Genomic DNA, 25,705 nt, shown 5'->3' on the forward strand with positions numbered 1-25,705 from the left:
TCACAGGTCCACGCGGAAAGAGATGCCGACGGTGCGCGGAGCGCCGATGAAGGCGTTGTCGCGGCCGTCCACCCCTGCAAGATACCGCTTGTCGGTGAGGTTGCTCACCACCAGGTTGGCGCCCATGCCCTTCAGGCGCGGCGACAGGCCTTGCAGGTCGAAGCCGATGTTGGCGTTGAACACGGTGGCCGACGGCAGCTTGTTGACGTTGGCGGCGTCGAGATAACGCGTGCCCAGGTAACGGCCGGACAGGCCGAAGTTCCAGTTCTCACCCTGCCAGTCCGCCGACAGGACGAGGGTCTGTTCGGGCTGGCCGATCACCTTGGCGCCGTCGACGATGCCCAGCTGGGTATCACGCGCGGCATCGCCACTGCCCAGGTACTTGGAGCGGTTGTAGGTATAGGCGGCGTTGAGGCGCCAGCCGTTGTCCCAGCCATAGCCGAACGCCGCTTCCAGGCCGTTGCTTTCCACGCCGCCGAAGTTCTCGTAGACACCGTCGGTCTCGCCCAGGTAGTCAATGCCGCTGACGAAGCCGGCCGGCAGGTAGACGATGCGGTTGTCGAACTTGATGTTGTACAGCGTGACCGAGGCGGTCAGCGGCCAGCGGCTGATGCGCATGCCCACTTCAATGTTGTCGGCGGTCTCCGGCTCGACGTTGCGGAAGCGCTGCGGGTCGGTCTCGCCGAGCACGCCGGAAGGAATCGCGGCGAAGTTCTGCGAGAAGCCGGCGAACAGCTCCATGCCTTCCACGCCCGGCGCCCAGGTCAAGCCGGTGGACAGCAGCGGGTCGGACCTGGAATCGGATCTGACGTGCTCGCTGGCACCGATCACGCGGCGGCGCGACTGGTCGACGAAGAACTGCTTCACGCCCAGGCGTGCGCTGAACGGCCCGAACCTCGCCACGTCCTCGACGTAGTACATCTGCTCGTCAACCTTGTACTTGTCCTCGAACTGTACCCAGTACGGCTGATGGTCGAAGGCGATATCCTGGCCGACGTTGAGCAGGCGATGCCAGTCGCGGCGTGCCGATCGGTCCAGCTTCTCCACCCACAGGCCGCCACGGATCGTGTTGTCGACCGTGCCGAAGGTCTGCCGCCACTCGACGTCGGCGGTCACGCCCATGCGGTCGTTGTCGTAGTGGGTGTGGCGATACGACTGCGCGCCCAGCACGTTGCCGGCGTAGCAGTTCGGATCATATTCGGCAGTGAAACCCAGCCGCGGTGTGCAGTTGGCCAGGCGCTGCGCGGCGCTGCCGTCGGGATTGACGAAGAAGATCTGGCCACGATTGCTGCCGCCGTACACGGTCTTTCCACCGATGTACTCCGATTCGGGGCGGCCGGCACCGTCATCGCTGACCTGCGCCAGGTACGGTGGCAGCCAGTCGCCGCGGCCTTGCATGCGGTGCCCGTAGGCGGCCACCGAGGCCTTGAAGCCGTTGCCAGCGTCGAAGGCCGCGCGCAGGTAGCCGAAGGTGTTCTCGCGCAACGCACGCGAGCCGGAACGGTAGTTCTGGTCCAGGTAGGGAATGCCGGTGAGGGTACCGACCAGGTTGTCGCGATCCGGATTGGTCGCGAAGCCCTTCGGTGAGACGCTGGTGTATTCCGGCTCGTCCGCATCGTTGTAGGACAGGTAGCCGGTCAGCGTCCAGCGGTCCAGTTCGGTGATGAACTTGCCGGCGATGTGGTCGTTGCTGGCGTGCCCGGTGCCGTCGATCCAGTCGTGCACCTTCGACGAGGAGGCGCTGACCCAGGCGCGGGTGTGGCCGCCGAGCAGGCCGGTGTCGTAGCGCACGTAGTACTTGCGCGCATCGTTGTCACCGGCGCCGACCACGAAGCGCAGGCGGCTGTCCTGCAACGGGTCGCTGGTGAGGAAGTTGAGCGTGCCGCCCAGCGCTTCGTTCGAGCGCGAGGAGATATCGGCGGTGCCCTGGCTGACTTCCACCGTTTCCAGGTCGAGGGTGTCGATGTAGCGGTTGGCCAGCGAGCCGCCGCCGTAACCGGAACCGCCGTTGGGCAGGCCATCGATGGTGGTGCCGATCTGCTGCGTATCGCGGTTGGTGACGAAGCCACGCATGCTGATCTGCGTGCCCCACACCGACGAACCGGTGGCATCGGCCTCGCTGACCACCACGCCGGGCACCTCGTTGAGTGCATCGTTGACGCTGCTCATCACGGTCTGCCGGTTCAGCGTTTCCGCGCGCACCGAGGTCTTGGCGTAGCTGGTGGCCTGGCCGATCACCTGCACCTGGTCCAGGGTACGGGCATCAGTGCTGCGCGCCTCGGCCGCGTCACCCTGCGGTGCTTCGGCCAGGGCGTCCAGTGCAGGGGCGATCAGCAGGGCAAGCAGCGAAACACGGGGAAAGCACGCAATCGTTCGCATCGAAACCGGACCTTCAGCAGAGGGAAGCCCCGGAGTGTCGGCAGCGCCAATGACATCGGCATGACGCGAAGATGCAGGAACCGTGTTGTGTGACGGCCCGCAGCTGCTGCCTGCATCAGTACCGCGCGTCCTTGGGTTTCGGGTCGCGCGGCCAGTCCTTGCCCTTGTTGGCGAAGTCCGGCCGCGGCTGGTTGATGAAATAGCTGGCGATGTCCACCGCATCCTGGTCGGGCATCACCTGTTGCCCCAGCGGAGGTTCGCGGGTCACTGCCGGTGGCATGTTGTGCTTGACGAAACCGGCCGCCTTGTAGAGGCGCGCCATGCCGGCGCCGATGTTGAAACTGTGGTCGCCCCACAGCGGCGGGAAAGCGATGTCACCACTGGCGTCGCGCCGGCCTTCGCCGTTGTCGCCGTGGCAGGCGGCACACTGCGCGGCGTACAGCGCCTGGCCGCGGATCGGATCCGGGGCCAGCGTGCTGTCGATGGGCCCTTCGCTTGGCGCGGCGACTTTTGCACCGTCCGGCACTGCACTGTTTAGCCACGCCATGTAGTCGAGCATCGCGCGCATCTGTGGCGCGTCCTTCGGCAGCGGCTTGCCGTTCATCGAACGCTGCAGGCAGCCATTGATGCGTTCGGTCAGGCCGATCACCTTGCCAGGCCGCGGCATGTAACGCGGATAGGCGCCGCCACCGGTGTTGAAGTAGTGGTTGCCGAAGGGACGCTTGCCCTCGGCCATGTGGCACGAATTGCAGTTCAGATCGTTGCCGACGTTGTCCGGCAGCAGTCGTGCGGTTTCGTTGAGGATGCGGCGGCCGAGCATCACCGACTCGGCATTGCCGAGCCCGGCGATTTCTTCGGCGCTCGGCGCATGGTAGGCGCCGACCACCTTGCCCTGTGCATCGAGGATATCGATCGTGCCGGTCACGGCGGCATCCAGATCCGGGTACAGATGACGGTAAGCGAGGGTACCGGCGCCGGCCAGCAGCACCAGGGTGATCGCACTGCCGATCAGCAGGCGGGAACGCGTGCGCGAACGCTTCATTGTGCGGCCTCCTGCGGAACGTAGTGCACCGGCTTGTCGCGCACCACCCGGCGCATGCGCGCCACGTCGACCTCGCTCACTGCGCTGGCCTGATTGCCCCAGCTGCTGCGGATGAAGGTCAGGATCTGTGCCAGCTGCGCATTCGGCAGCTGCTCGAAGCCTGGCATGGTGAAGGCCATGCGGTCGTGCGGGGTCTGTGGCGTGCGGCCGCCGATCAGGGTCACCTGCACCAGCGAGCTGGGATCGTCGGCGAACACGATCGAGTTGCCGGCCAGGGCCGGATAGACGCGAGGCATGCCGCGGCCGTCGGCGCGGTGGCAGGCCTGGCAGTGCTCGGCATAGGCCAGCGAACCGGCCACGCGGTAGTCGCCGCTGCGCAGTGCGGCGGTGGTGGTGTCGGTGCCGGGCGACCACTGTGCGCTGCGTCCTTCGCGGGCGGGCAGCTGCTTCAGGTAGCGTGCCATCGCCAGCAGGTCCGCGTCGGACAGGTACTGCGTGCTGTGCTCGACCACATCGGCCATGCCGCCGAAAGCCGCCGAACGATCGGTGCGGCCGGTGCGCAGGAAGTCGACGATCTCGCCTTCGCTCCAGCTGACCAGGCCGGTCGATTCGTTGCGCAGGTTCTTCGCGTACCAGCCTTCCAGCACCGAACCGGACAGGAACTGGCGGCTGCCATCATCGGCCATCGCCTTTTCCTGGAACGCCAGGCCGCGTGGCGTGTGGCAGGCACCGCAATGCGCCAGGCCTTCCACCAGTTCGGCACCACGCTGCTGGCCGGCGTCCAGCGACGGATCCGGGCTGAAGCTGCGTGGGCGTGCGAACAGCAGTTGCCACCATGCCAGAGGCCAGCGCATGTTGGCGGGCCATGGAATCGTGCTGTCGGCGTTGTCCTGCTTCACCGGCTGCACCGAGCCCATGAAATAGGCGTACAGCGCCTTGATCTCGGCGTCGCGGGCAATCACGTACGAGGCGTACGGCATTGCCGGATACAACGGCTGGCCATCGTGGCGGATGCCACGGCGCACCGCGCGTTCAAAGTCGGCATAGTCGTAGGCGCCGATGCCGGTTTCCGGATCGGGGGTGATGTTGGTCGAGTAGATCGTCCCCATCGGCGTCTGCATGCCGAGGCCACCGGCGAACGGCTTGCCGCCCGGCGCGGTGTGGCAGGCCGCACAGTCGGCGGCGCGCGACAGGTACTGCCCCTGTGCGATCAGCGCCGGGTCGTGGATGTCGACCTGCGCGGCCTGCCGAGGTGCGAACCAGTAGGGCGTGCTGCGGGCGATGCCATAGGCGGCGGCCAGCGTGGCGGCCAGGGCAATGGCGAGCTTGAACGAGGTGCGCATGGGGGCACTGTGGGCAAGCATGCCGGCGTATTCATTGATCCGGATCAATGCCGAGGTCGATCGCGCCATTGTGACAACCTGAATCGATCCCGCATTGTCATCAAGCCGTCATCCACGCGCGATAGATGGCCCACGCCCGCGTCGTTAACCTGCCACGCTGTCGCATCCTTTCCCGATTGCCCATGAAGCGCCTGCTGCTGTTGTTGCTGGCGTGCGCCGGCCTGTGGCTGGCTGCATGCTCATCCTCGATCAACGCCTCGTCCACCTCGCTTGCCGACCGGCTGATCGCGCCAGGCGGCGTGTCGACCCTGCTCGATCGCCCGCGCATCGCCGCGGCCATTGCCGGGCTGCCCAACCGGCATGGCTTCGCAGCGGGTCGCGATGGCGTGCCGATCTTCTGGCGCGCGTTCGACCCCGGCGACTACGGCGCGCACTACCACTACCTTCCGCAGCGTCATGAGAACGGCCTGCCTCTTGATACCGGCCTGAGTCTGGCCGTGCCGCAGCCGTTCCGCGCGCAGGCGCCACGCGGCACCGTGGTGCTGCTGCACGGGTGGATGATGAATGGTGATTCGATGCTGCCATGGTCGCTGCAGCTGGCCGAGTCCGGCTACCGCGTGGTCACGCTCGACCTTCGCAACCATGGCCAGTCCGGTGCAGGTCCGTCCGGCTATGGCACCTATGAATCGGATGACGTCGTCGATGTCATCGGCGAGCTGCGCGCGCGCGGCGAAGTGACCGGCCCGCTGTACCTGTTCGGTGTGTCCTATGGTGCGGCCACGGCGGTGTTCACCGCCGACAAGCTGGGTGACCAGGTAGCCGGTGTGGTGGCGATGGAATCGTTCGCCAATGCCGGTGCGGCGATCCGCACGATGATCCCGCACCTGATGGGACTTCAGCCGGAGGGGCTGAAGGCGCAGGCGGTGGCGTCGTACGCACGCTGGCGCTATGGGGGCCAGGACATCAACCAGGTGATCGCCGCCGCCAGCCGCCGTATCGATGTCGATCTGGACCGCGTCGACGTCGCGCGTGCGCTGGCCGATACCCGCGCCTGCGTGCTGTTGCTGCACGGTCAGGGTGACCAGCACATTCCGGTCAGCCAGGGCCGGCAGCTTGCGCAGGCCAACCCGCGCGCGCACTACATCGAAATGCGTGGAGAGGACCACATCACCCTGCCGCTGCGGCTGGACCTGCTGGCCGGCGTGGTCGATGACTGGATGGCGCGCGACGAGCACCACCCGCAGAGCGCGTGCCCAGCCCCACAGCTGCCGGCCCAGGCCGAATGGCTGGCACACGGCTGAAAAAAGGGGACGGAGGGGATTAAGTCGTTTGCAGCACACTCGGGGCAGGTGCGACTTAATCCCCTCCGTCCCCTTTTTCTGTCAGGCCACGCGTCGGGCCAGTGAGCGGGCGGAGGCGGCTACGCCCAGCAGCAGTACGGCGACGCACAGGAAGGCAAAGCCGAGGCTGGTGGCGTGCGCCACTGCGCCGATCGCAGCCGGGCCAGCGAGGATGCCGGCGTAACCCAGTGTGGTCACGGCAGTGATGGCGATGCTTTCCGGCATCACCCGCTGCTGGCCTGCCATCGAGAACAGCGCCGGCACGATGTTGGCGCAGCCCAGCCCGACCAGTACGTAGCCGGCCAGCGCCACCGGAAACGAGGGCACCAGCGTGGCCAGGGTGAAGCCTGCCGCGGCCGTGATACCGCCAAAGACCAGGGTGCGGGTGCGGCCGAGGTGCTCGACGATGCCGTCACCGAACAGGCGCATTGCCGTCATCGCCAGGGTGAACAACGCGAAGCCGGCCCCGGCCTGGTCACGCGGCACCTGCCGCACTTCGGCCAGGAACACGGCGCTCCAGTCCAGCATCGAGCCCTCGGCGAGGAACACCACGAAGGCCAGTACGCCGATGAACAGCACCACGCCATGCGGCAGTGCCAGCAGCGGGCCTTCGTGCAGGATCCGTTGCGGACGCCAATGCGGCGCCGACAGCATCGCAACCAGCAGAAGTGCCACCACCGAAACCAGCGCGGCCAGCCACAGCGGCGTGCCGAGGATCAGCAGCCCGGTCATGCAGCCAGCACCGACGAATCCACCGATGCTGTAGAAGGCGTGGAAGCCGGACATCATCGCGCGCCCGGCATCGCGCTCGACCGCCACCGCCTGCATGTTCATCGCACAATCCAGTGCACCGACGCCGGCACCGAACACGAACAGCGCCGCGCCCAGCGACACCGGCGAGGGTGCCAGCACCAGCAAAGGCAGGGCGCACAGCATCATCGCGCAGGTGATCACCATCACCCGGCGGCAACCCAACCGCCCCGTCAGTGCACCTGCCAGCGGCATCGCCAGCAGCGAGCCGAGCCCGAGGCACAGCAGCACGGCGCCCAGGCTGGCGTCGGTCAGCCCGGCCTTGGCCTTGGCGTAAGGCACCATCGGCGCCCACGCGGCGGTGGCGAATCCAGGAATGAAGAAGGCGGCACGGGTGGCGTGCTGCTGGGCACGCGGAGATGAAGGCGTCATGCGAGAGCGGGTCCGGATAAACACTGTCATGAAAGCGTTTCCAGTCGCATCGGGCAAGGGGCATTCGGGTCACCGAAGGCCGAATACGATTGCGGGCCGTCCATCAGGCGCAGCGGGCCCGGCGATGCCTTTCCGCATCGCCGGGCCACGTCTTCAGGACAGGGCGTGTTTACAGCGGCAGGTCGAACACCAGCACTTCGGCGTCGTTGCCGTTTTCCAGGGTCAGCTGGGCTTCGTCACTGACCTGCAGCGCGTCACCGGCTTCCAGGGTGATGCCGTTGACCTGCAGCTGGCCACGCGCCACCTGCACATAGGCGCCACGGCCGTTGCCGAGCGCATGGTGCAGCTTCTGGCCGCCATCAAGAATGGTGGCGAAGATGCGGGCATCCTGGTGGATGCGCAGCGAGCCCTCGGCACCGTCCGGCGAAGCGATCAGGCGCAGCTGGCCGCGCTTGCTGTCCGGCGTGAAGTGGGTCTCCTCGTAGGACGGCGCGATGTTCTCGGTGTCCGGGAAGATCCAGATCTGCAGGAAATGCACGGTCTCGTCGGCGGAGTGGTTGAACTCGCTGTGGGTGACGCCGCTGCCGGCGCTCATGCGCTGCACGTCGCCGTAGCGCAGCACCGAACCGGTGCCCATCGAGTCCTTGTGTTCCAGTGCACCGCCCAGCACGTAGGAGATGATCTCCATGTTGCTGTGGCCGTGGGTGCCGAAGCCCTGGCCGCCGATCACCTTGTCTTCGTTGATCACCCGCAACGGGCCGAAGCTGACGTAACGGGGGTCGTAGTAGTTGGCGAAGGAGAAGGTATGGCGCGAGGACAGCCAGCCATGCTCGGCCAGGCCACGGGTAGCGCTCTTGCGGATCTGCAGCATGAGGGAATCTCCTTGTTCGATGGTTTCGATGGGGCGGGGTGGACCAGTGACCGCTGTGTTTCCCCGTTGAAGAGAAGTATCCGCTTGCGTCCGGGGTTTGAAAAACGGATAGTTTTGACGACCATCATCGAAAAATTCGAATGCTTAAGCTCAGCCTCGATGCCCTGCAGATCCTGGATGCCATCGACCGCCGTGGCTCCTTTGCCGCCGCCGGCAAGGCCCTGCACAAGGTGCCCTCGACGATCTCCTATACCGTGGCCAAGCTGGAGGAGGATCTGGGCGTGCAGCTGTTCGACCGGGTCGGCCCACGTGCAGAGCTGACCGAGGCCGGGCGCGCGCTGCTGGACGAAGGCCGACACCTGCTGCGCGCGGCCCGCGAGCTGGAGCTGCGGGTGCGCCGGGTGGCGTCGGGTTGGGAGACCGAACTGACCCTGGCGGTGGATTCGGTGTTCCCGACCTGGCTGCTTGGGCCGGATATCGCCGCATTCCGTGAGGCCGAGGCACCAACCCGGTTGCGGTTGATCGGCGAGGCCCTGTCCGGCACCTGGGAGGCCCTGCTCGACCGCCGTGCCGACCTGTTGGTCGGCGCGCCGGGCGAAGGGCCCAGTGGTGGCGGCTATGTGGTCGAGCCGCTGGGCACGGTGGCGTTCGTGTTCGCGGTGGCACCCGATCATCCGTTGGCCAACGCGCAGGGCGTGCTGGGCCGTGAGCAGCTGGTCGAGCATTGCGCGATCGCCGTTTCCGATTCGGCGCGCAGGCTGCTGCCGCGCACGGTGGGCCTGTTGATGGGGCAGGAGATGCTGACCGTGCCCGACATGGCCAGCAAATTGAAGCTGCAGTGCGAAGGCGTGGGCTTCGGCTTCCTGCCCGAGCCATGCGCGCGTGCTGCGGTGGCGCGTGGCCAGCTGGTGATCCGCGAGGTGGAGGAACACAAGCCGGAGGAAACGTTCTGGCTGGCCTGGCGCACCGGTGAGGATGGCGCGGCACTGCGCTGGTGGCGCGAGCGCCTACGCAGGCCGGAGCTGCTGTCGCAGTGGTGGCAGGCGATGGCCAAGGGGTAGGGGATTGGCAGGGCTGCGCCCTGTACCCGCTACGATCCAGAGCAACAGCAACAGCAACAGCAGAAGCTGGTTTGCTGAGGGATGGCGGGGTGGGTCCGGTTGCGGGAGACGCCGTAGACCCCGCTCCGCGGTCCGGCCCAGCCGCTGGCGGCTGTGCGTTCGGGCGCTTGCGAAGCAGTGCTTCGCAAGCAAAGCGCCCTCACCCATGGGGGCTTGGCCGCGGCATCCATGCCGCGGACACTCCCGCAACCGGACCCACCCCGCCTTCGACACATTCCTGGGGCTGTTAGTGTGTGTCGACCTTGGTCGACACGATAGATCCACGCCATGCGTGGATGCTTTTCGATCTTGATTCGAAATATTCGATTCCGACGGAGATTCATCCACGCATGGCGTGGATCCATCAGATCGCTGAAATCTGTCAGAGGTGGGGCGGCATGGGCAGGCAGGACCGTTGGCGGCATGGATGCCGCCATCGAGCCCCCATGGATGGGTTTACGGCGTGTCCTGCCTGCCCATGCCGCCCCGCCATCCCTCGGAATGCCAGCTGTTGCTGTTGCTCCGGCCGTAGCTTCTGCAGGTGCAGGGCGCAGCCCTGCCGAAAAACACACATAAAAAAACAGCAGGCCGAGGCCTGCTGTTTCGGTGTAATGGTGCGCCCGGAGAGATTCGAACTCCCGACCGCCTGGTTCGTAGCCAGGTACTCTATCCAACTGAGCTACGGGCGCCAATTACATAAACTTGTTGTGCCGACTGTGTATGGTGCGCCCGGAGAGATTCGAACTCCCGACCGCCTGGTTCGTAGCCAGGTACTCTATCCAACTGAGCTACGGGCGCGCGGTACACAATCAAATTTTAAAACATTTCCAGCGGCGGATGCTGAAAACCTGTCGAGTGGTGCGCCCGGAGAGATTCGAACTCCCGACCGCCTGGTTCGTAGCCAGGTACTCTATCCAACTGAGCTACGGGCGCCCTGCGACAGGAGCGGAATTATGCGGATGTCGGCGCACACCGTCAACAGTTTTGTGAAAATTTTCATCCAACTGAATGAAAAAGCTGTCCGCCACGGCATCCGGTGCCTTCAGCCAGGCGAAATGATCGGCGCGCGTGCCCAGTTCCTGCGCGGACAGCACGCGCAGCTTCGCGTCCACATTCGGCAGCTTTGCGAGCAACGCCTGCATCGATCCGGTCGGAGCCAACCAGTCGTGTTCCATCAGTACGGCCTGTGCGCTGCCGTGCACGCGCGCCATCTGTGCGTCGAGGTCTTCACCCATGCCCGCGGCAGCGTAGTGGTTGTTCAGCCCGACGCGTGCCCAGTCGGCGATCAGTCCGCGTGCTTCGGTGCCACCGAAGCCGAGGCGACGGCCATGCAGCACGCCCTGGCGCTGCGCGATCCACGGCAGGAAGCGGTAGACCAGTGGCAGCAGCCAGCCGCGCGGTGGCGGGAATCCACGCCAGAACGGTGAGCCGCTGGCCGCCAACCACAAGTGATGGAAGTGCAGAGGGTTGCGGCCGGCATGCACGCAGGCCAGCTGCCCGCCCAGGCTGTGGCCACCGATGATCCAGGGCAGGGGGCCTGCTTCCTCGTCTGCGGCCGCCATGACCGCTTGGCTGGCCGGCAGATCCTGCTCGAGTACCTCGCGGTAGCCCCAGTCCTGCGCGCGCGACGGGCGTAGCGAGCTGCTGCCGTTGCCGCGCCACTCATGCAGGTAGACCGCCACGCCCTTCGCTGCCAGCGCCTGTGCCAGCGGCAGGTAGTGGCGCGCGGCCACACCCAGCGCTGGCAGCCACAACAAGCGGGCGATGGGCTGTGCGGGCATGCAGGCCACCACTTCGTAGCGATGCCCGTCGCTGCACTGCACTGGAAGGAGGGCCGGCGTCAGGTTCATGCGTGCGGTGCCGCGCCGAAGTGGTCGAGCACCCGTACCTCGCTGCGGCCGGGGGCATAGCCCTGCTGCAGGCCGCGCGCAACGTAGTCGATGCCGGCTTCGCAGGCGTTGGCCAGGCTCAGGCCGTTGCACAGCTGCGCGGCGATGGCCGAGGCCAGCGTGCAGCCAGTGCCGTGTGCATCCAGCGGCAGGCGGGCGTGGATGAATTCTTCGCTGCTCACGCCGTCGAAGTAGCGGTCGATTACGCGGTTGCCTTCCTGCAGGTGGCCACCTTTCAGCAGCACCGCACCGGCACCCAGGTCGAGCAGGGCGGAGGCCACCTGTTCGGCGTCATCGCCGTTGCCGATCTTCCGTCCGGCCAGCAGCTCTGCTTCCGGCGTGTTCGGGGTGATCAGCGTGGCCAGCGGGATCAGCCGCTCACGCATTGCCTGCAGAGCGTTGTCTTCCAGCAGGCGCGCGCCGCTGGTGGCGACCATCACTGGGTCCAGCACCACGTGTGGCGGGTGATGGCGCTCCAACGCATCGGCGACGGCATTGATCACCTCGGTGTTGGCCAGCATGCCGAGCTTCACCGCATGGACGTCGAAGTCATCGAAGCAGGCATCCAGTTGTGCACGCAGGAAATCGATCGGCGGCACGTGCACAGCGATGACGCCACGGGTGTTCTGTGCGGTCAGTGCGGCGATCGAGGAGAGTCCGTGCACGCGATGTGCTGCAAAGGCCTTCAGGTCGGCCTGGATGCCTGCGCCACCGCCGGAGTCGGAGCCGGCGATGGTGAGGGCGGATACGGGAGTGGTCGGGCTCATCAGGCGATTGTGCCGTGGTCCCGCAGGGGAGGGTAGATCCACGCCATGCGTGGATGCCTTTGATCCGTCAGGCGGGGTCAGATCCCTTTTCAGCAGGAAAAGGGATCTGGCCCCCGCAGCGCGGCCCTCAATGCCGCCAACGCGCCCACTGCTGGTACACCACATAGCCCAGGCCGGTCAGGCCGGTGAGCAGGGCGGGAGCAAGCAGGGCGTCGTACTGCCAGCGCGCGAACAGCCAGGCGCCGATCACGCCGCCGGCGAGGAAGCCACTGATGATCAGGCCGCTGAGGGTCAGTCGTCGTACCTGCAACGGCAACCCGCGCAGCAGGTGGCCCAGGCCGATGCCGAGATCGGTGAACATGCCGCTGAGATGGGTGGTGCGTACCACCGCGCCGCTGAAGGTCGTAGCCATTGCATTCTGCAGGCCGCAGGCCATGGCGGCGGCCAGTGCGCCCCAGATCTGGTGCTCTTCAAACAGCGGAATGGCCACCAGCAAAAGAGCCGATTCCAGCGCCAGTGCCACGCCGTAGCGCCGGCCCAGCTGCAGGGTGCTGTCCTGGATCAGCAGGCCGCTGAGCATCGCGCCCAGCGAGAACGCGATCAGCAGGCCCCACAGGTGGCCGACCGCGCGCCAGTCGCCCTGGGCCAATGCCATGCCGAGCTGGCTGGTGCTGCCGGTCATGTGGCTGACCGCCTGATGCTCGAACCCGAGGAAGCCGACCACGTTGACCATGCCGGCCACGCACGAGAGTGCGACCGCGCCGATCCAGACCCAGGTGGGCAGGCGTATTCCCATCGGCGAGGCCCCTCAGGGCCCGCCGAAGCCGCCGTTGAACTGCAGCTCGCTGAAGGTGTTGCTGGCCGGGTCGAACACGGCGCCCCAGAACTGTGCGCCGCCATCGCAGACGCGGATCGCTTCGCGGGCCGGATTGACGCCGCTGTCGTCAGGCAGGTGGAAGGCGTTGATGTAGATCAGCCGCTTGCCGGCGCTTTCGATGCCGACGTACTGGCGGTCGAAGCCCTGCACCTTCGGGACCTGCGCTTCCAGCGACGACAGCTTCGCCTCCAGCTGGTCGACCTGCTGCCGGCTGGGCGCCCAGTAGCCCGACACCCGCCCGGCCTCGCGGCCGGGGCTGGGGCGCGAGCAGGTGTCGAGCACCTGCGCGGCGATGATCGGGCGGGTGACCACCCAGGACTGGCCGGTGCGCTCGGCGGTGGGCACGCTGGCCGGGCCGCGCGTGGTCGTACAGGCACCGAGCACGGCGGCGAGGGTGATCGCAGCCGTGGGCAACAACAGGCGCGTGCAGCGGTTCACAACACCTCCGAAGCGTAATCGGCCAGGCGCGAACGCTCGCCACGGCGCAGGGTGATGTGCGCACTATGCGGCCAGTTCTTGAAGCGGTCCACCGCGTAGGTCAGGCCCGAGGTGGTCTCGGTCAGGTACGGGGTGTCGATCTGCTCGACGTTGCCCAGGCACACGATCTTGGTGCCGGGGCCGGCGCGGGTGATCAGCGTCTTCATCTGCTTGGGGGTGAGGTTCTGCGCCTCGTCCAGGATCAGGTAGCGCGACAGGAAGGTGCGGCCGCGCATGAAGTTCATCGAGCGGATCTTGATGCGGCTGGCCAGCAGGTCGTTGGTGGCCTGGCGGCCCCATGTGCCGCCTTCCTGGTTGTGCGTGAGCACTTCCAGGTTGTCGGTCAACGCGCCCATCCACGGCGTCATCTTCTCTTCCTCGGTACCGGGCAGGAAGCCGATGTCTTCGCCGACGCTGACCGTGGCGCGGGTCATGATGATCTCGCGGTAGCGCTGCTGGTCCATTGTCTGCGCCAGGCCGGCGGCCAGTGCCAGCAGGGTCTTGCCGGTGCCGGCGGTGCCCAGCAGCGTGACAAAGTCGATCTCCGGGTCCATCAGTGCGTTGAGCGCGAAGTTCTGCTCGCGGTTGCGTGCGCTGATGCCCCACACGGCGTGGCTGCCGTGGCGGAAATCATCGACCAGCGACAGCACCACCTTGCCATCGCCGACCACGCGGCTGACGCGCAGCTCGACTTCATCCTCGCCCGGCAGGTAGACGTACTGGTTCGGATACCACTCCTCGCCGTCCTGCGCCTGGATTTCGTAATGCGAGCGGCCCTTGTCGCTCCAGCTGCGCAGGTCGTCGCCGTGGCGTTTCCAGAAGTCTTCCGGCAGCTCGGTAGCGCCGGTGTAGAGCAGGCTGAAATCGTCCAGCGCGCGATCGTTCTCGTAGTCCTCGGACACGATGCCGGCGATGGCGGCCTTGATCCGCAGGTTGATGTCCTTGGAGACGAACACCACCGGCAGGTCGGGGGTTTCTTCCTTCAGGGCCAGGATCGCGCCGAGGATGGCATTGTCCGGAATGACCTTGCCAAAGCTCTTGCCCGCGTCGAAATGGCTGGTCTGGAAGCGCAGCTTGCCGGCGCTCTGCTTGCCGCGCAGCTGCAGGCCGTTGGGGCGCTGCAGCGGAATGCCGTCGGCCAGGTTGTCCAGGCCCGATTCCTGCACCAGCTCGTTGAGGAAGCGGCTCACCTGGCGGGCGTTGCGGCTCGCTTCGGAGGTGCCCTTCTTGCCGTTGTCCAGCTCCTCGATCACCTGCATGGGCAGGTAGATGTCGTGCTCCTCGAATTTGAACAGCGCGGTCGGATCGTGCATCAGCACGTTGGTATCCAGCACGTAGATGCGCTTGCCTCGGGTCATCGTCGATTCCTGGTTACGGACAGGGAAAAACCACCACGGCCTGCTGCGGGGCAGGGTGATGGCAGACACAGTAGGCAGTGGGACTCACTTGGACTGGGAGGCCTTCAGTTCGGCGAGAACGGCATCGGCATGGCCGGCAACCTTGACCTTGCGCCAGGACTGCACGATGCGGCTGTCGGGGGAAATCAGGAAGGTACTGCGTTCGATGCCACGTACCTGCTTGCCGTACATGTTCTTCATCCTGATCACGTCGAAGGCGCTGCACAGCGCTTCGTCGCCATCGCTGACCAGCGGGAAATTGAAGCCCTGCTTGGCACAGAAGTTGTCGTGCGACTTCACCGAGTCGCGCGAGACGCCCAGCACGACGGCGCCGGCTTTCCTGAACTTCGGCAGCAGGGCGTTGAAGTCGATGCCTTCGGTGGTGCAGCCCGGGGTGCTGTCCTTGGGATAGAAGTACAGCACCAGCCATTGGCCGGCATAGTCGCCGAGGGTGGCCTGGTCGCCGCCGGACAGGGCCAGTGGCAGGGAGAGGGTGGTGCTGTCCAGGGTGTCGCCGTTGTTCATGAGGTCCTTCTGTCGAGCCTGGGTTCTTGCCATTACAGCTACATGAAACGCCACGCGCCCGTGAGAGACGCGCGAAGAATCAGAACTTCATCGGATCCATGATCGCGTCCAGGTTCAGGTGATCGCAGAACTCGAGGAAATCGTCGCGCAGCGCGGCGATGTGCATGTTGGCCGGCACGCCGATGGTGACCTGTGCGCTGAACATTTCCGCGCCGGTCTGCATGGCGCGGTAGCGCGTGCTCTGCAGGTTCTCGATGGTGATGCCCTGGCGGTCGAAGAAGTCGGCCAGCTGGAACAGGATGCCCGGCTTGTCGGCGGCGATCACTTCGACGATGTACGGCAGCAGGTTGGACTGCGCCTGCTTGGCGGCGGTGCGGTACCAGACCAGCTTCAGGCCTTCCTCGCGCTCCAGCCGGGTCAGCATCGCCTCAAGCTTGGCCACCGAGTCCCAGGAGCCGGTGGCCAGGGCGGTGACCGAGACATCGCGGCCGACCGTGGCCAGGCGTGCATCCACCAGATTGCAGCCGCTGTCGGCGATGCGGCGGGTGACGGACAGCAGGGGGGACTCCGGATGCGTCGTATAGGCGTTGATCAGGAGGTGGTTTTCGCTCGGCGCGGGGCGCGGGGTGGTGTCGGTCAAGGCGATTCCGGGTAATGCATGCGTTAGTCTGAATGCCCGCCAGAGGCGGGGATCCACCGGTGTCCAGCATACTTGCCCGTGCTTTCGCGCCGCAAGTAACATTCAAGTCGCCCCCGGCCTTTCGTGGCGGGCGTTTTCCCTTCCCAGCCAAGAGCAGCACGTCCTTGTCCCTTTCCGGCCTCATCACCGCGCTGGCGACCCCGTTCCGGGCCGACGGCGCCCTCGATCCCGACGGTTGGCAGCGCCTGCTGCACCTGCAACTGGAAGGTGGCGTCCATGGCGTTGTCGTAGCCGGCTCTACCGGCGAAGCGGCAACCCTCACCGACGCCGAGTACGACCTGCTGCTGGCCAGCGCGGTCGAGCGCATCGGCGGTCGCATTCCGGTCATGGCCGGTACCGGCCTTTCGGGCACTGCCAAGACCATCGAACAGACCCGTCGTGCCGCCGCCCTCGGCGCCAGCCACGCGCTGGTGGTCACGCCGCCGTACGTGCGCCCCACCCAGGCCGGCCTGATCGCGCACTACCGTGCGGTGGCCGACCAGGGCGGGCTGCCGGTCGTGCTGTACAACGTGCCCGGCCGTACCGGTTGCGACATGCAGCCTGAGACTGTGGCCGAGCTGGCCAGCCACCCCAACATCGTCGGCATCAAGGAGGCGGTGGGCGACACCGGCCGGGTGCAGGCGCTGCTCGCTCTGCGCAGCCCACAGTTCGCCGTGCTCAGCGGGGACGACGGTACGGCCGCGCGTTCGATCCAGGCCGGTATCGACGGCCTGATCTCAGTGGGTTCCAACGTGCTTCCCGGTGCCTACCGCCGGATGTGCGAGCTGGCCGCCGCACACGACCACGAAGCCACCGCGTCGTGGGATGCGCGCCTGCATCCCTTCCATGATTTCTGCGGCGTCGAACCGAACCCGATCCCGGTCAAGGCGCTGCTGCGCCGCATCGGCATCGGTCACGACCTGCGCCTGCCACTGCTGCCGTTGTCGGCAGCGCATCATCCGGCTGCCGACCATCTTGCCGGCGACATCGCCGCCCTCGAAGCCCTTTCCAGCCACTGACCTTCCGTCTTGGTCTGACCCAGGAGATTCACATGCGTCAATCCGTTTCCACCGTCCGCGTGCTGTCCTATGCCCTGCTTGCTGTGGCGGTCGCTGCCGGCACCACCGGCTGCTTCAAGCGCGGCGCCAAGGGCGACTACGCCCTGGCCCCGGAAATGCGTCCGCTGGAAGTGCCGCCGGACCTGAACCTGCCCAATGCCACCACCGACAACAAGGTGCCGACGTTGGCCTCGGCCACCAAGCCGGCGGCGCCGGTTGCTGCGGCTCCGGCAGCCGGCAGCACCGGTTTCACCATTGCCGGTGGCAAGGATGAAGCCTTCGCCAAGGTCGGTACCGCACTGGAAGGCGTGGAGGGCGTGACCATCGCCAGCCGCGCGCAGTTGCTGGGTTCGTACGACGTGGCCTACGAGGGCAGCAACTTCCTGGTCCGCGTAGTGGCCGTCGATGCCGGCGCCTACATCTCCGCGGTTGACCCGCGTGGCCTGCCGGCCACCGCCGAAGCGCCGGTGAAGCTGATCGCCGCGCTGAAGGCGAAGCTCGCCCAGTAAGGGCTGGTCGGGTGGCTGCGGGCCTTGGTCCGCACCCGCTCTGGTAGCGGCCGACCTTGGTCGGCGCTTTTGTGCCAACCAAGGTTGGCACCTACCAGGTCGCGCGGTTGGCACCGGCCGGAACGCACGGTTGGGGTCTGCCGAAGAACAGAAAAGGGCGCCCATGGGCGCCCTTTTCGTTACCGCCGTGGGCGCTTCTCAGCGCTCCAGCAGCTTCAGCTTGTCCGGCTTGCCATCCCATTCGCCGGCGTCGGCGGGCGGGTCCTTGCGCACGGTCAGCACCGGCCACTCCTTCGCCAGCTCGGCGTTGAGGGCAACGAAGCCTTCCTGTCCGGCAGGAACGTCGTCCTCCGGGAAGATCGCATTGACCGGGCACTCCGGCTCGCAGAGGGTGCAGTCGATGCACTCATCCGGGTCGATCACCAGGAAGTTCGGGCCTTCGTGGAAGCAATCCACGGGGCACACTTCCACGCAATCGGTGTGTTTGCACTTGATGCAGTTTTCGGTGACGACAAAGGGCATGGGCTTGGGGGTGGATCGATTCCTGAACCCGCCAATTCTAGAACAGGTTGGCCCCCGGTGTCGGCGCGGGGCGGAAAACGGGCGTCTGGCAGGCGCGACCGTGGGAGTCATTGGCGGCACGGCGGGGGCTGTGCGACGCTGCGGGGCACTCGGTCGCCCACCGTGGCCGGACTCCCTTCCCAGCAGGATCGTCCATGTCCCAAACCCAGCCCAGCACCGCGCCGCATGGCGGTGAGAACACTGCATTCATCGTCCTGATCAGCTGCGTGGCCACCCTTGGTGGATTCCTGTTCGGTTTCGACAGTGGTGTCATCAATGGCACGGTCGATGGCCTCCGCCAGGCCTTCAACTCCAGTGAGGCGGCGCTCGGTTTCGAAGTCGCCTCGATGCTGCTGGGCTGCGCGATCGGCGCCTTCCTGGCCGGGTGGCTGGGTGATCGCCTGGGGCGCCGCGGTGTCCTGATCGTGTCAGCGCTGATGTTCCTTGTCTCGGCGCTCGGTGCCGGCGCGGCCCACGCGTCCTGGCTGTTCATCGCCGCCCGCGTGCTGGGCGGTTTCGCGGTGGGCGCGGCCAGCGTGATGTCACCGGCCTACATCGCCGAAGTCGCCTCGGCGCGTTACCGCGGCCGGCTGGCCACGGTGCAGCAGATGGCGATCATCTGCGGTTTGTTTGCGGCCTTCCTCAGCAATTACCTGCTGGCGCGTGCCGCCGGCGCCTCGACCGCGCCCCTGTGGCTGGGCCATGAGGCCTGGCGCTGGATGTTCTGGATGCAGGCGCTGCCCTCGGGGCTGTTCCTGCTGTTGTTGCTGGTGATCCCGGAAAGCCCGCGCTTCCTGGTGTTGAAGGGGCGGCAGGGGCAGGCGAGGGCGGTGCTGGCGCGGCTGTACGGCGAGGCCGCGGCCACCGCCAAGCAGGCCGAGATCGAAGCCAGCCTTGCCCAGGACCAGCACAAGCCGCGCTTCGGCGACCTGCGCAACAAGGCCACCGGCAAGCTGCGCCCAATTCTCTGGGTGGGTATCGGCCTGGCCATCTTCCAGCAGCTGGTCGGCATCAACGTGGTGTTCTACTACGGCGCGGTGCTGTGGCAGGCGGTGGGTTTCTCGGAAAGCGACGCGCTGCTGATCAACGTGTTGTCCGGCGCGCTGAGCATCGGTGCCTGCCTGCTGACGGTACTGCTGATCGACCGCATCGGGCGCAGGCCGCTGCTGTGGATCGGTTCGGTCGGCATGTCGGTGGCGCTGGTGCTGATGGTGGTGGCGTTTGCCAGCGGCAGCCTTGTCGATGGGCGCCTGCAGCTGTCCGATGGCATGGGGCGGCTGGCGCTGGTGGCAGCCAACGTCTACGTGGTGTTCTTCAACATGTCCTGGGGCCCGGTGATGTGGGTGATGCTGGGCGAGATGTTCCCCAACCAGATCCGCGGCCCGGCGCTGGCGGTGGCGGGTGCGGCGCAATGGACCTCGAACTTCGCGATCACCGTGACGTTCCCGATGCTGCTGGCCGGCATCGGCCTGGCCGGCGCCTATGGCATCTACGCCGTCGCGGCGATCCTCTCGATCGTCTTCGTGGTCCGCTACGTGCGCGAGACCAAGGGCAAGGAGCTGGAGCAGATGGAAGGCTGACGGCCGGCCTGTGTTTCAGCGCCTGCTTTCTTCATGCGGAGGCGGCAGGCCAGCCGATCCAAGACAGCACGTCGGGATTGAATTGGCTGCGGATGAGCGAGGCTGTTCGTGCCGCCTTCGCGGGAAACTGTCAGGAGGGGGCGGGCCACTCTGGCCTGGACCGTTGGCGCCATGGATGGCGCCATCGAGCACCATGGATGGGCTTTTGCGTGTCCAGGCCAGGGTGGCCCGCCCCCTCCCACGCAGGAACAGAGAGGCGCACAAGCGGCCAATCCGACCGCAATCACTGCAACCCCGGAAAACAGAAAAGCCCGCACAAGGCGGGCTTTTTCGGTTCCTGCTGCGGCGACTGGCGCTCCCTAGGGGACTCGAACCCCTGTTTTAGCCTTGAGAGGGCCACGTCCTAACCACTAGACGAAGGGAGCGTAACTGTGTCGCTGCCGAGGCAGGAGCGCTAGTATATGCACCTCGATGCCATTGGGCAATCCCGAAACTTCAACCGGAAGCGCCAACATCATTTCCCCTGCTACATCACCGTTCAGCCTGCGCGTCATCCCGCGCGACCAGCACACGATCTCCCGCAAGGACATCAGCCCGAACGCCCTGCGCGTGCTTTATCGCCTGCGCGATGCCGGCTTCGGCGCCTACCTTGTCGGCGGCGCGGTGCGCGACCTGCTGGTCAATGGCCAACCCAAGGATTTCGACGTGGCCACCGATGCCACGCCCGAACAGGTCAAGCAGCTGTTCCGCAACTGCCGCCTGATCGGTCGTCGGTTCCGCCTCGCCCACGTAGTGTTCGGCCGCGAAATCATCGAAGTCGCCACCTTCCGTGCCAACAGCGATGACGGCAGCGGCGACCGCGAGATGGAAAACGGCATGCTCGTGCGCGACAACGTGTACGGCACCATCGAAGACGACGCGGTCCGCCGAGACTTCACCTGCAACGCCCTGTACTACGCCATCGAGGACTTCTCGGTGCGCGACTACACCGGCGGCTTCGAAGACGTCCAGGCGCGCCTGATGAAGCTGATCGGCGATCCCGAGCAGCGTTATCGGGAAGACCCGGTGCGCATGCTGCGTGCGGTGCGCCTGGCGGCCAAGCTCGGCTTCCAGATCGAAGAGGGGACCGCTGCGCCCATCCCGCACCTGGCCGGCCTGCTCAATGAAGCCGCGCCGGCGCGCCTGTTCGAGGAAGTGCTCAAGCTGTTCCTGTCCGGGCACGGCGTGGCCAGCTTCGAAGGCCTTGAGCGTTACGGCCTGCTCGACGTGCTGTTCCCGGAGAGCGCCAAGGCGCTGAAGTCCAACCGCACCGGCGCACTGCGCCGCATGCTGGTCGAAGGCCTGGCCAACACCGATGCCCGCGTGGCCAACGACGAGCCGGTCTCGCCGGCGTTCCTGTTCGCGTTGCTGCTGTGGCCGGCGTTCTGCCGCGCACAGGCGACCCTGCTCAAGCAGGGGGTGGCACCGGAAGAGGCGCAGCGCCGCGCCGCCGACCGGGTCACCGTGCAGCAGCTCAGCACCATCGCGCTGCCGCGCCGCTTCTCGCTGCCGATGCAGGAGATCTGGCTGCTGCAGTCGCGCTTCAGCTCGCGCCAGCGCAAGCGCGTGTTCCGTACCCTGACCCACCCGCGCTTTCGCGCCGCGTTCGATTTCCTCAGCCTGCGCCAGGTCGCTTCGTCCGAGCATGCAGTGGATGTCGAGTTCTGGCGCGAAGCACAGGCGCAGTCCGGTCGCGAGCTGGAGTCGTCGCTGGATGCGATGCACAGTGAAGACGGCGATGACGAGAGCGGGGCACCGCGCAAGCGCCGCCGTCGCCGTCGACGTCCCGGTGCTGCTGCGGCGGGCGAGTAAGCGATGACCCTCGCCTGGATCGGCCTCGGCGCCAACCTTGGCGACGCGGCCGCGACCGTGGGCGCGGCGATTGCCGCGCTGGACGGCCTGCCGGGAACGCGCCTGCGACAGGCCTCGCGGCTCTATGCAACCCCGGCCTGGGGCAATGAAGACCAGCCGCCGTTCGTCAATGCCGTGGCTGCGGTCGAAACCACCTTGGCGGCCGATGAGTTGCTGCATGCCATGCTGGCGCTGGAGCGGGGCTTTGGCCGCGTGCGCGATCCGGCGGTGCACTGGGGGCCGCGCGCGCTGGACCTGGACCTGCTGCTGTATGGCACGCAGGTCCTCGATCAGCCCGGTCTGCAGGTACCCCATCCCTACCTGCACGAGCGCGCCTTCGTGTTGGTGCCGCTGGCCGAAATCGCGCCTGATCTGGCCATTCCCGGTCATGGCAGCGTGCGGGATGCAGTGGTGCGGGTGGATGCCTGCGGGATTGCGCCGATAGGGTGATAATGACCGGGTTATCTCCCCCGGTTATCAGCACATGAGCACCCACGCAGACAGCAAGCCCTGGACCGTTCCCGCCCTGGCCGAGGCCAAGCGCAATGGCCAGAAGCTGGTCATGTTGACCGCCTACGACGCCGGCTTCGCCCGCACCTTCGATGCCAACGGCGTCGATCTGATCCTGATCGGCGATTCGCTGGGCATGGTCGTGCAGGGTCATGATTCGACCCTGCCGGTGACCGTGGCCGACATGGTCTACCACACCCGCGCCGTGGCCCGCGTGCTGCAGCGTGCGCTGCTGGTGGCCGACCTGCCGTTCGGCGCCGATGCCACCCCGGAACGCGCGCTGGATGCCTCGCTGCAGCTGCTGCAGGCCGGTGCCGAGATGGTCAAGATCGAAGGTGCCGGCTTCAAGGTCGACATCATCCGCTACCTGGTCGAGCGCGAGATTCCGGTCTGCGCGCACCTGGGCCTGACCCCGCAATCGGTGCTGCGCCTGGGCGGCTTCAAGATCCAGGGCCGCGGCGATGCTGCGCGCCAGCTGGTGGAGGATGCCAAGGCCGTGGCCGCCGCAGGCGCCAGCATCATGGTGCTTGAATGCGTGCCGACCCCCGTCGCCGCCGAAGTGACCGCTGCGGTGGATGTGCCGACCATCGGTATAGGTGCTGGCCCGCAGTGCGATGGCCAGGTGCTGGTGCTGCACGATTTCCTCGGCCTGGACAGTGGCCATCGCCGTCCCAAGTTCGTCAAGGATTTCCTTGCCGAAGGCGGCTCGGTGGCCGGTGCCACCCGCGCATTTGCCGACGCCGTGCGCGACGGCAGCTTCCCCGACGAACAGCACGCGTACGCCCAATGATCCAGACCTTCAACGAGCTCGGCGCGCTGCGCGGGCAGATCGCCCAGTGGAAGCGCGAGGGCCTGCGCGTGGCGCTGGTGCCGACCATGGGCAACCTGCATGGGGGCCACCATTCGCTGGTGGCGCTGGCCCGCCAGTACGCCGACAAGGTGGTGGCGAGCATCTTCGTCAACCCGACCCAGTTCGGGCCGAACGAGGACTTCAGCCGCTACCCGCGCACGCCCGAGGCCGACGTGGCCGGGCTGGAGCAGGCTGGCTGTGATGCGGTGTGGCTGCCCAGCGTCGAGGCGATGTACCCGCTGGGCGTGGACAAGACCACGCGCATGCACGCGCCGGGCGTGAGTGAAGTGCTGGAAGGTGCCAGCCGTCCGGGGCACTTCGATGGCGTCTGCACGGTGGTGGCACGCCTGTTCCTGCAGGTGCAGCCGGACGTGGCCGTGTTCGGTCGCAAGGACTACCAGCAGTTGGCCGTGATCAAGCAGATGGTGGCCGAGCTGTCGTTCCCGGTCCAGATCGTCGGCGCCGAGATCGTGCGCGACGAGGATGGCCTGGCCAAGAGCTCGCGCAACCAGTACCTGAGCGCTGAACAGCGTCCGGTCGCGACCACCATCCACCGGACCCTGCTGGGCATGCGCGAAGGCTACGTGGCCGGGCAGGCACGTGAACGCATCGAGGCCGAGGCCACTGCCGCATTGCAGGCGGCCGGTTTCCAGGTTGACTACGCGGTGCTGCGCACTCCGGAGCTGGCCGAGCCGACCTTCGACGGCGGCGGCCGGGTGGCGCTGATCGCCGCACGGCTGGGTACCACCCGGCTGATCGACAACCTGGAGTTCTGAGTTCCGGCGGTGCCGCGCGATGCATGGGGTCAGATCCCTTTCCCAGGGAAAAGGGATCCGACCCCGGTTTCACCGCCTACCTGAACAGGTTGCCGGCCGTAATGCCCGGCGCTGTGCGGGTGCTAGAATCCGCTCTTTCCTTTGCCGTTGCAGCGCCCCCCATGCACCTGTCCCTGCTCAAGACCAAGATCCACCGCGCCACCGTCACCCATTCCGAGCTGAACTACGAAGGCTCGATCGCCATCGATGACAACCTGCTGGCTGCCACTGGCATCCGCGAGTTCGAACAGGTGCACATCTGGGACGTGACCAACGGTGCGCGCTTCTCGACCTATGCCATCCGCGCCGAAGCCGGCAGCGGCGTTGTCTCGCTCAACGGTGGCGCCGCGCGCCACGTGCAGGTCGGTGACATCATCATCATCGCCGCGTTCGCCAGCATGACCGAGCAGGAAGCTGACAGCTTCAAGCCGAAGCTGGTGTACGTTGATGGCAACAACCAGATCACCCACACCAACGACACGATCCCGACCCAGGCCGCATGACAACGAACAACGGATTCGACTCGCTGCATTCCCACGCCCAGCGCCTGAAGGGCGCAAGCATTCCCAGCCTGCTCGCCGCCGAACCCGGCCGCGTGCAGGACCTGGCGCTGCGGGTCGGTCCGTTGTACGTCAACTTCGCCCGTCAGAAGTACGATGCCGCGGCGCTGCAGGCGTTGCTGGCGCTGGCTGCCGAGCGTGATGTCGGCGGCGCCATCACCCGCCTGTTCCGCGGCGAGCAGGTCAATCTGACCGAAGGCCGCGCCGCGCTGCATACCGCGCTGCGTGGCGACGTGGTCGATGCGCCGGTGGCGGCCGAGGCCTATGCCACCGCGCGCGGCATCCGCCAGCGCATGGGCGTGCTGGTGCGCGCGCTGGAAGACAGCGGCGTGACCGATGTGGTCAGTGTCGGCATCGGGGGATCCGACCTCGGGCCGCGCCTGGTCGCCGATGCGCTGCGCCCGGTCAGCGGTGCGCGCCTGCGCGTGCATTTCGTGTCGAACGTGGACGGCGCCGCCATGCAGCGCACGCTGGCCACGCTGGATCCGGCGAAGACCGCCGGCATCCTGATCTCCAAGACCTTCGGTACCCAGGAAACCCTGCTCAACGGCCAGATCCTGCACGACTGGCTGGGTGGCAGCGAGCGCCTGTATGCGGTCAGCGCCAATCCGGAGCGCGCCGCCAAGGCCTTCGCGATCGCCGCCGATCGCGTGCTGCCGATGTGGGACTGGGTCGGTGGCCGTTATTCGCTGTGGTCGGCGGTGGGTTTCCCGATCGCGCTGGCAATCGGCTTCGAACGTTTTGAACAGCTGCTGGAAGGCGCTGCGCAGATGGATGCGCATGCGCTGGATGCACCGCTGGAGCGCAACCTGCCGGTGCTGCACGGCCTCACCGACATCTGGAACCGTAACCTGCTGGGCCATGCCACGCACGCGGTGATGACCTACGACCAGCGCCTGGCGCTGCTGCCGGCTTACCTGCAGCAGCTGGTGATGGAGAGCCTGGGCAAGCGCGTGCAGCGCGACGGCCAGCCGGTCACCGTCGACACCGTGCCGGTGTGGTGGGGCGGGGCAGGGACCGACGTGCAGCACAGCTTCTTCCAGGCGCTGCACCAGGGCACCAGCATCGTTCCGGCCGACTTCATCGGCTGTGTGCACAACGATGATCCGTATACGATCAATCACCAGGCCCTGCTGGCCAACCTGCTGGCGCAGACCGAAGCGCTGGCCAATGGCCAGGGCAGCGAAGATCCGCACCGCGACTACCCGGGGGGCCGGCCGAGCACGCTGATCCTGCTCGACGCGTTGACCCCGCAGGCGCTGGGTGCACTGATCGCCATGTACGAGCACGCTGTATACGTGCAGTCGGTGATCTGGAACATCAACGCCTTCGACCAGTTCGGTGTCGAGCTGGGCAAGCAGCTGGCCAGTGGCCTGCTGCCGGCGCTGCAGGGCGAGGATGTGGCGGTTGCCGATCCGATGACCCGCGAGATCCTGGCGCAGTTGAAGGGCTGATGCCCGGGTAGTGCCGGCCGCTGGCCGGCATCCAGGCGATGCTTCAATCG

At 66.7% G+C, this 25,705-nt stretch carries 24 protein-coding genes and 4 tRNA genes; 11 read left to right on the forward strand and 17 right to left on the reverse strand.

What is annotated here, in order from left to right; translation table 11 throughout:
• The 3 genes from ACUDTM_RS00445 to ACUDTM_RS00455 form a co-directional block, all read right to left on the reverse strand.
• Positions 1 to 2,379, reverse strand: coding sequence for a TonB-dependent receptor domain-containing protein (locus tag ACUDTM_RS00445; RefSeq protein ID WP_438915180.1), 2,379 nt, complete (start codon positions 2,377 to 2,379; stop codon positions 1 to 3).
• 115 nt (positions 2,380 to 2,494) lie between these two features.
• On the reverse strand, positions 2,495 to 3,421 hold the full coding sequence (locus ACUDTM_RS00450) for a c-type cytochrome (RefSeq protein WP_252744326.1): 927 nt from the start codon (positions 3,419 to 3,421) through the stop codon (positions 2,495 to 2,497).
• On the reverse strand, positions 3,418 to 4,764 hold the full coding sequence (locus ACUDTM_RS00455) for a c-type cytochrome (RefSeq protein ID WP_353080121.1): 1,347 nt from the start codon (positions 4,762 to 4,764) through the stop codon (positions 3,418 to 3,420). The genes ACUDTM_RS00450 and ACUDTM_RS00455 overlap by 4 nt, the downstream gene beginning before the upstream one ends.
• Before the next feature lie 182 nt (positions 4,765 to 4,946).
• Here ACUDTM_RS00455 and ACUDTM_RS00460 point away from each other — a divergent pair, with 182 nt between their 5' ends.
• Positions 4,947 to 6,065, forward strand: a complete 1,119-nt coding sequence (locus tag ACUDTM_RS00460) for an alpha/beta hydrolase (protein WP_151354882.1) — start codon at positions 4,947 to 4,949, stop codon at positions 6,063 to 6,065.
• 81 nt (positions 6,066 to 6,146) lie between these two features.
• Here the strand turns inward: ACUDTM_RS00460 and ACUDTM_RS00465 are convergent, their stop codons facing one another.
• Complete coding sequence (locus ACUDTM_RS00465) at positions 6,147 to 7,286, reverse strand: MFS transporter (protein WP_151354883.1); 1,140 nt, start codon at positions 7,284 to 7,286, stop codon at positions 6,147 to 6,149.
• A gap of 169 nt (positions 7,287 to 7,455) precedes the next feature.
• Positions 7,456 to 8,157, reverse strand: a complete 702-nt coding sequence (locus ACUDTM_RS00470; protein WP_005416106.1) for a pirin family protein — start codon at positions 8,155 to 8,157, stop codon at positions 7,456 to 7,458.
• A 140-nt stretch (positions 8,158 to 8,297) separates the two neighbouring features.
• Between ACUDTM_RS00470 and ACUDTM_RS00475 the strand changes: the two genes are divergently transcribed.
• Positions 8,298 to 9,218, forward strand: coding sequence for a LysR substrate-binding domain-containing protein (locus ACUDTM_RS00475; protein WP_072166658.1), 921 nt, complete (start codon positions 8,298 to 8,300; stop codon positions 9,216 to 9,218).
• A 651-nt stretch (positions 9,219 to 9,869) separates the two neighbouring features.
• Here ACUDTM_RS00475 and ACUDTM_RS00480 read toward each other — a convergent pair.
• From ACUDTM_RS00480 to ACUDTM_RS00525, 10 genes are all read right to left on the reverse strand, one after another.
• Positions 9,870 to 9,946: transfer RNA gene (locus tag ACUDTM_RS00480), tRNA-Arg, on the reverse strand.
• A 32-nt stretch (positions 9,947 to 9,978) separates the two neighbouring features.
• Positions 9,979 to 10,055: transfer RNA gene (locus ACUDTM_RS00485), tRNA-Arg, on the reverse strand.
• Between the two features lie 58 nt (positions 10,056 to 10,113).
• Positions 10,114 to 10,190: transfer RNA gene (locus ACUDTM_RS00490), tRNA-Arg, on the reverse strand.
• The gene (locus ACUDTM_RS00495) at positions 10,181 to 11,107 is read right to left on the reverse strand and encodes an alpha/beta hydrolase family protein (protein WP_260808651.1); all 927 of its coding nucleotides are present in this window, start codon (positions 11,105 to 11,107) and stop codon (positions 10,181 to 10,183) included. Before ACUDTM_RS00495 ends, ACUDTM_RS00490 begins: the two co-directional genes overlap by 10 nt.
• Positions 11,104 to 11,913, reverse strand: coding sequence for a bifunctional hydroxymethylpyrimidine kinase/phosphomethylpyrimidine kinase (thiD, locus tag ACUDTM_RS00500; protein ID WP_353080098.1), 810 nt, complete (start codon positions 11,911 to 11,913; stop codon positions 11,104 to 11,106). The genes ACUDTM_RS00495 and thiD overlap by 4 nt, the downstream gene beginning before the upstream one ends.
• 127 nt (positions 11,914 to 12,040) lie before the next feature.
• Positions 12,041 to 12,709 carry a YoaK family protein gene (locus ACUDTM_RS00505; protein ID WP_053500054.1) on the reverse strand — a complete coding sequence of 223 codons (669 nt, stop codon included), beginning with the start codon at positions 12,707 to 12,709 and terminating at the stop codon, positions 12,041 to 12,043.
• Between the two features lie 12 nt (positions 12,710 to 12,721).
• Positions 12,722 to 13,228: a hypothetical protein gene (locus tag ACUDTM_RS00510; RefSeq protein WP_088496462.1), complete on the reverse strand. Its 507-nt coding sequence runs from the start codon at positions 13,226 to 13,228 to the stop codon at positions 12,722 to 12,724.
• Complete coding sequence (locus tag ACUDTM_RS00515; protein WP_005409049.1) at positions 13,225 to 14,625, reverse strand: PhoH family protein; 1,401 nt, start codon at positions 14,623 to 14,625, stop codon at positions 13,225 to 13,227. Before ACUDTM_RS00515 ends, ACUDTM_RS00510 begins: the two co-directional genes overlap by 4 nt.
• 84 nt (positions 14,626 to 14,709) lie before the next feature.
• On the reverse strand, positions 14,710 to 15,189 hold the full coding sequence (locus tag ACUDTM_RS00520; protein ID WP_049411307.1) for a peroxiredoxin: 480 nt from the start codon (positions 15,187 to 15,189) through the stop codon (positions 14,710 to 14,712).
• A 79-nt stretch (positions 15,190 to 15,268) separates the two neighbouring features.
• Positions 15,269 to 15,829 carry a glycine cleavage system protein R gene (locus ACUDTM_RS00525; protein WP_005409051.1) on the reverse strand — a complete coding sequence of 187 codons (561 nt, stop codon included), beginning with the start codon at positions 15,827 to 15,829 and terminating at the stop codon, positions 15,269 to 15,271.
• Positions 15,830 to 15,993: 164 nt separating this feature from the next.
• Between ACUDTM_RS00525 and dapA the strand changes: the two genes are divergently transcribed.
• The gene (gene dapA, locus ACUDTM_RS00530; protein ID WP_061480294.1) at positions 15,994 to 16,887 is read left to right on the forward strand and encodes a 4-hydroxy-tetrahydrodipicolinate synthase; all 894 of its coding nucleotides are present in this window, start codon (positions 15,994 to 15,996) and stop codon (positions 16,885 to 16,887) included.
• A 32-nt stretch (positions 16,888 to 16,919) separates the two neighbouring features.
• On the forward strand, positions 16,920 to 17,435 hold the full coding sequence (locus ACUDTM_RS00535) for a hypothetical protein (protein WP_005416115.1): 516 nt from the start codon (positions 16,920 to 16,922) through the stop codon (positions 17,433 to 17,435).
• 198 nt (positions 17,436 to 17,633) lie between these two features.
• Here the strand turns inward: ACUDTM_RS00535 and fdxA are convergent, their stop codons facing one another.
• A complete protein-coding gene (gene fdxA / locus ACUDTM_RS00540) occupies positions 17,634 to 17,957 on the reverse strand; it encodes a ferredoxin FdxA (protein ID WP_005409054.1) in 324 nt (107 codons plus the stop codon).
• 194 nt (positions 17,958 to 18,151) lie between these two features.
• On the opposite strand from fdxA, the gene ACUDTM_RS00545 reads away from it, so the two are divergent.
• On the forward strand, positions 18,152 to 19,576 hold the full coding sequence (locus tag ACUDTM_RS00545) for a sugar porter family MFS transporter (RefSeq protein ID WP_445391043.1): 1,425 nt from the start codon (positions 18,152 to 18,154) through the stop codon (positions 19,574 to 19,576).
• 350 nt (positions 19,577 to 19,926) lie between these two features.
• On the opposite strand, the gene ACUDTM_RS00550 is transcribed toward ACUDTM_RS00545, so the two are convergent.
• Positions 19,927 to 20,001, reverse strand: a tRNA-Glu gene (locus ACUDTM_RS00550).
• Between the two features lie 52 nt (positions 20,002 to 20,053).
• Here ACUDTM_RS00550 and pcnB point away from each other — a divergent pair.
• The 6 genes from pcnB (at position 20,054) to pgi (ending at position 25,655) form a co-directional block, all read left to right on the forward strand.
• A complete protein-coding gene (gene pcnB, locus ACUDTM_RS00555) occupies positions 20,054 to 21,427 on the forward strand; it encodes a polynucleotide adenylyltransferase PcnB (RefSeq protein WP_049411322.1) in 1,374 nt (457 codons plus the stop codon).
• A 3-nt stretch (positions 21,428 to 21,430) separates the two neighbouring features.
• Complete coding sequence (gene folK, locus ACUDTM_RS00560; RefSeq protein WP_072168338.1) at positions 21,431 to 21,916, forward strand: 2-amino-4-hydroxy-6-hydroxymethyldihydropteridine diphosphokinase; 486 nt, start codon at positions 21,431 to 21,433, stop codon at positions 21,914 to 21,916.
• Between the two features lie 34 nt (positions 21,917 to 21,950).
• A complete protein-coding gene (panB, locus tag ACUDTM_RS00565) occupies positions 21,951 to 22,766 on the forward strand; it encodes a 3-methyl-2-oxobutanoate hydroxymethyltransferase (RefSeq protein ID WP_049439732.1) in 816 nt (271 codons plus the stop codon).
• Entirely contained in the window at positions 22,763 to 23,602 is an 840-nt protein-coding gene (gene panC / locus ACUDTM_RS00570; protein ID WP_061480289.1) for a pantoate--beta-alanine ligase, read from the forward strand. The genes panB and panC overlap by 4 nt, the downstream gene beginning before the upstream one ends.
• A 161-nt stretch (positions 23,603 to 23,763) precedes the next feature.
• Positions 23,764 to 24,144 carry an aspartate 1-decarboxylase gene (gene panD / locus ACUDTM_RS00575; RefSeq protein WP_006432456.1) on the forward strand — a complete coding sequence of 127 codons (381 nt, stop codon included), beginning with the start codon at positions 23,764 to 23,766 and terminating at the stop codon, positions 24,142 to 24,144.
• Entirely contained in the window at positions 24,141 to 25,655 is a 1,515-nt protein-coding gene (gene pgi / locus ACUDTM_RS00580; RefSeq protein ID WP_072168337.1) for a glucose-6-phosphate isomerase, read from the forward strand. The genes panD and pgi overlap by 4 nt, the downstream gene beginning before the upstream one ends.
• The last annotated feature ends 50 nt before the right edge of the window (positions 25,656 to 25,705 follow it).

The organism is Stenotrophomonas maltophilia group sp. vghtpe118, from assembly GCF_052605195.1.

What these genes read in the sequence shown, in the direction of transcription:
- ACUDTM_RS00445 (WP_438915180.1), bottom strand. Translation starts at nt 2,379, where the DNA reads ATGCGAACGATTGCGTGCTTTCCCCGTGTTTCGCTGCTTGCCCTGCTG.
- ACUDTM_RS00450 (WP_252744326.1), bottom strand. Translation starts at nt 3,421, where the DNA reads ATGAAGCGTTCGCGCACGCGTTCCCGCCTGCTGATCGGCAGTGCGATC.
- ACUDTM_RS00455 (WP_353080121.1), bottom strand. Translation starts at nt 4,764, where the DNA reads ATGCGCACCTCGTTCAAGCTCGCCATTGCCCTGGCCGCCACGCTGGCC.
- ACUDTM_RS00460 (WP_151354882.1), top strand. Translation starts at nt 4,947, where the DNA reads ATGAAGCGCCTGCTGCTGTTGTTGCTGGCGTGCGCCGGCCTGTGGCTG.
- ACUDTM_RS00465 (WP_151354883.1), bottom strand. Translation starts at nt 7,286, where the DNA reads ATGACGCCTTCATCTCCGCGTGCCCAGCAGCACGCCACCCGTGCCGCC.
- ACUDTM_RS00470 (WP_005416106.1), bottom strand. Translation starts at nt 8,157, where the DNA reads ATGCTGCAGATCCGCAAGAGCGCTACCCGTGGCCTGGCCGAGCATGGC.
- ACUDTM_RS00475 (WP_072166658.1), top strand. Translation starts at nt 8,298, where the DNA reads ATGCTTAAGCTCAGCCTCGATGCCCTGCAGATCCTGGATGCCATCGAC.
- ACUDTM_RS00495 (WP_260808651.1), bottom strand. Translation starts at nt 11,107, where the DNA reads ATGAACCTGACGCCGGCCCTCCTTCCAGTGCAGTGCAGCGACGGGCAT.
- thiD (WP_353080098.1), bottom strand. Translation starts at nt 11,913, where the DNA reads ATGAGCCCGACCACTCCCGTATCCGCCCTCACCATCGCCGGCTCCGAC.
- ACUDTM_RS00505 (WP_053500054.1), bottom strand. Translation starts at nt 12,709, where the DNA reads ATGGGAATACGCCTGCCCACCTGGGTCTGGATCGGCGCGGTCGCACTC.
- ACUDTM_RS00515 (WP_005409049.1), bottom strand. Translation starts at nt 14,625, where the DNA reads ATGACCCGAGGCAAGCGCATCTACGTGCTGGATACCAACGTGCTGATG.
- ACUDTM_RS00520 (WP_049411307.1), bottom strand. Translation starts at nt 15,189, where the DNA reads ATGAACAACGGCGACACCCTGGACAGCACCACCCTCTCCCTGCCACTG.
- ACUDTM_RS00535 (WP_005416115.1), top strand. Translation starts at nt 16,920, where the DNA reads ATGCGTCAATCCGTTTCCACCGTCCGCGTGCTGTCCTATGCCCTGCTT.
- fdxA (WP_005409054.1), bottom strand. Translation starts at nt 17,957, where the DNA reads ATGCCCTTTGTCGTCACCGAAAACTGCATCAAGTGCAAACACACCGAT.
- ACUDTM_RS00545 (WP_445391043.1), top strand. Translation starts at nt 18,152, where the DNA reads ATGTCCCAAACCCAGCCCAGCACCGCGCCGCATGGCGGTGAGAACACT.
- folK (WP_072168338.1), top strand. Translation starts at nt 21,431, where the DNA reads ATGACCCTCGCCTGGATCGGCCTCGGCGCCAACCTTGGCGACGCGGCC.
- panB (WP_049439732.1), top strand. Translation starts at nt 21,951, where the DNA reads ATGAGCACCCACGCAGACAGCAAGCCCTGGACCGTTCCCGCCCTGGCC.
- panC (WP_061480289.1), top strand. Translation starts at nt 22,763, where the DNA reads ATGATCCAGACCTTCAACGAGCTCGGCGCGCTGCGCGGGCAGATCGCC.
- panD (WP_006432456.1), top strand. Translation starts at nt 23,764, where the DNA reads ATGCACCTGTCCCTGCTCAAGACCAAGATCCACCGCGCCACCGTCACC.
- pgi (WP_072168337.1), top strand. Translation starts at nt 24,141, where the DNA reads ATGACAACGAACAACGGATTCGACTCGCTGCATTCCCACGCCCAGCGC.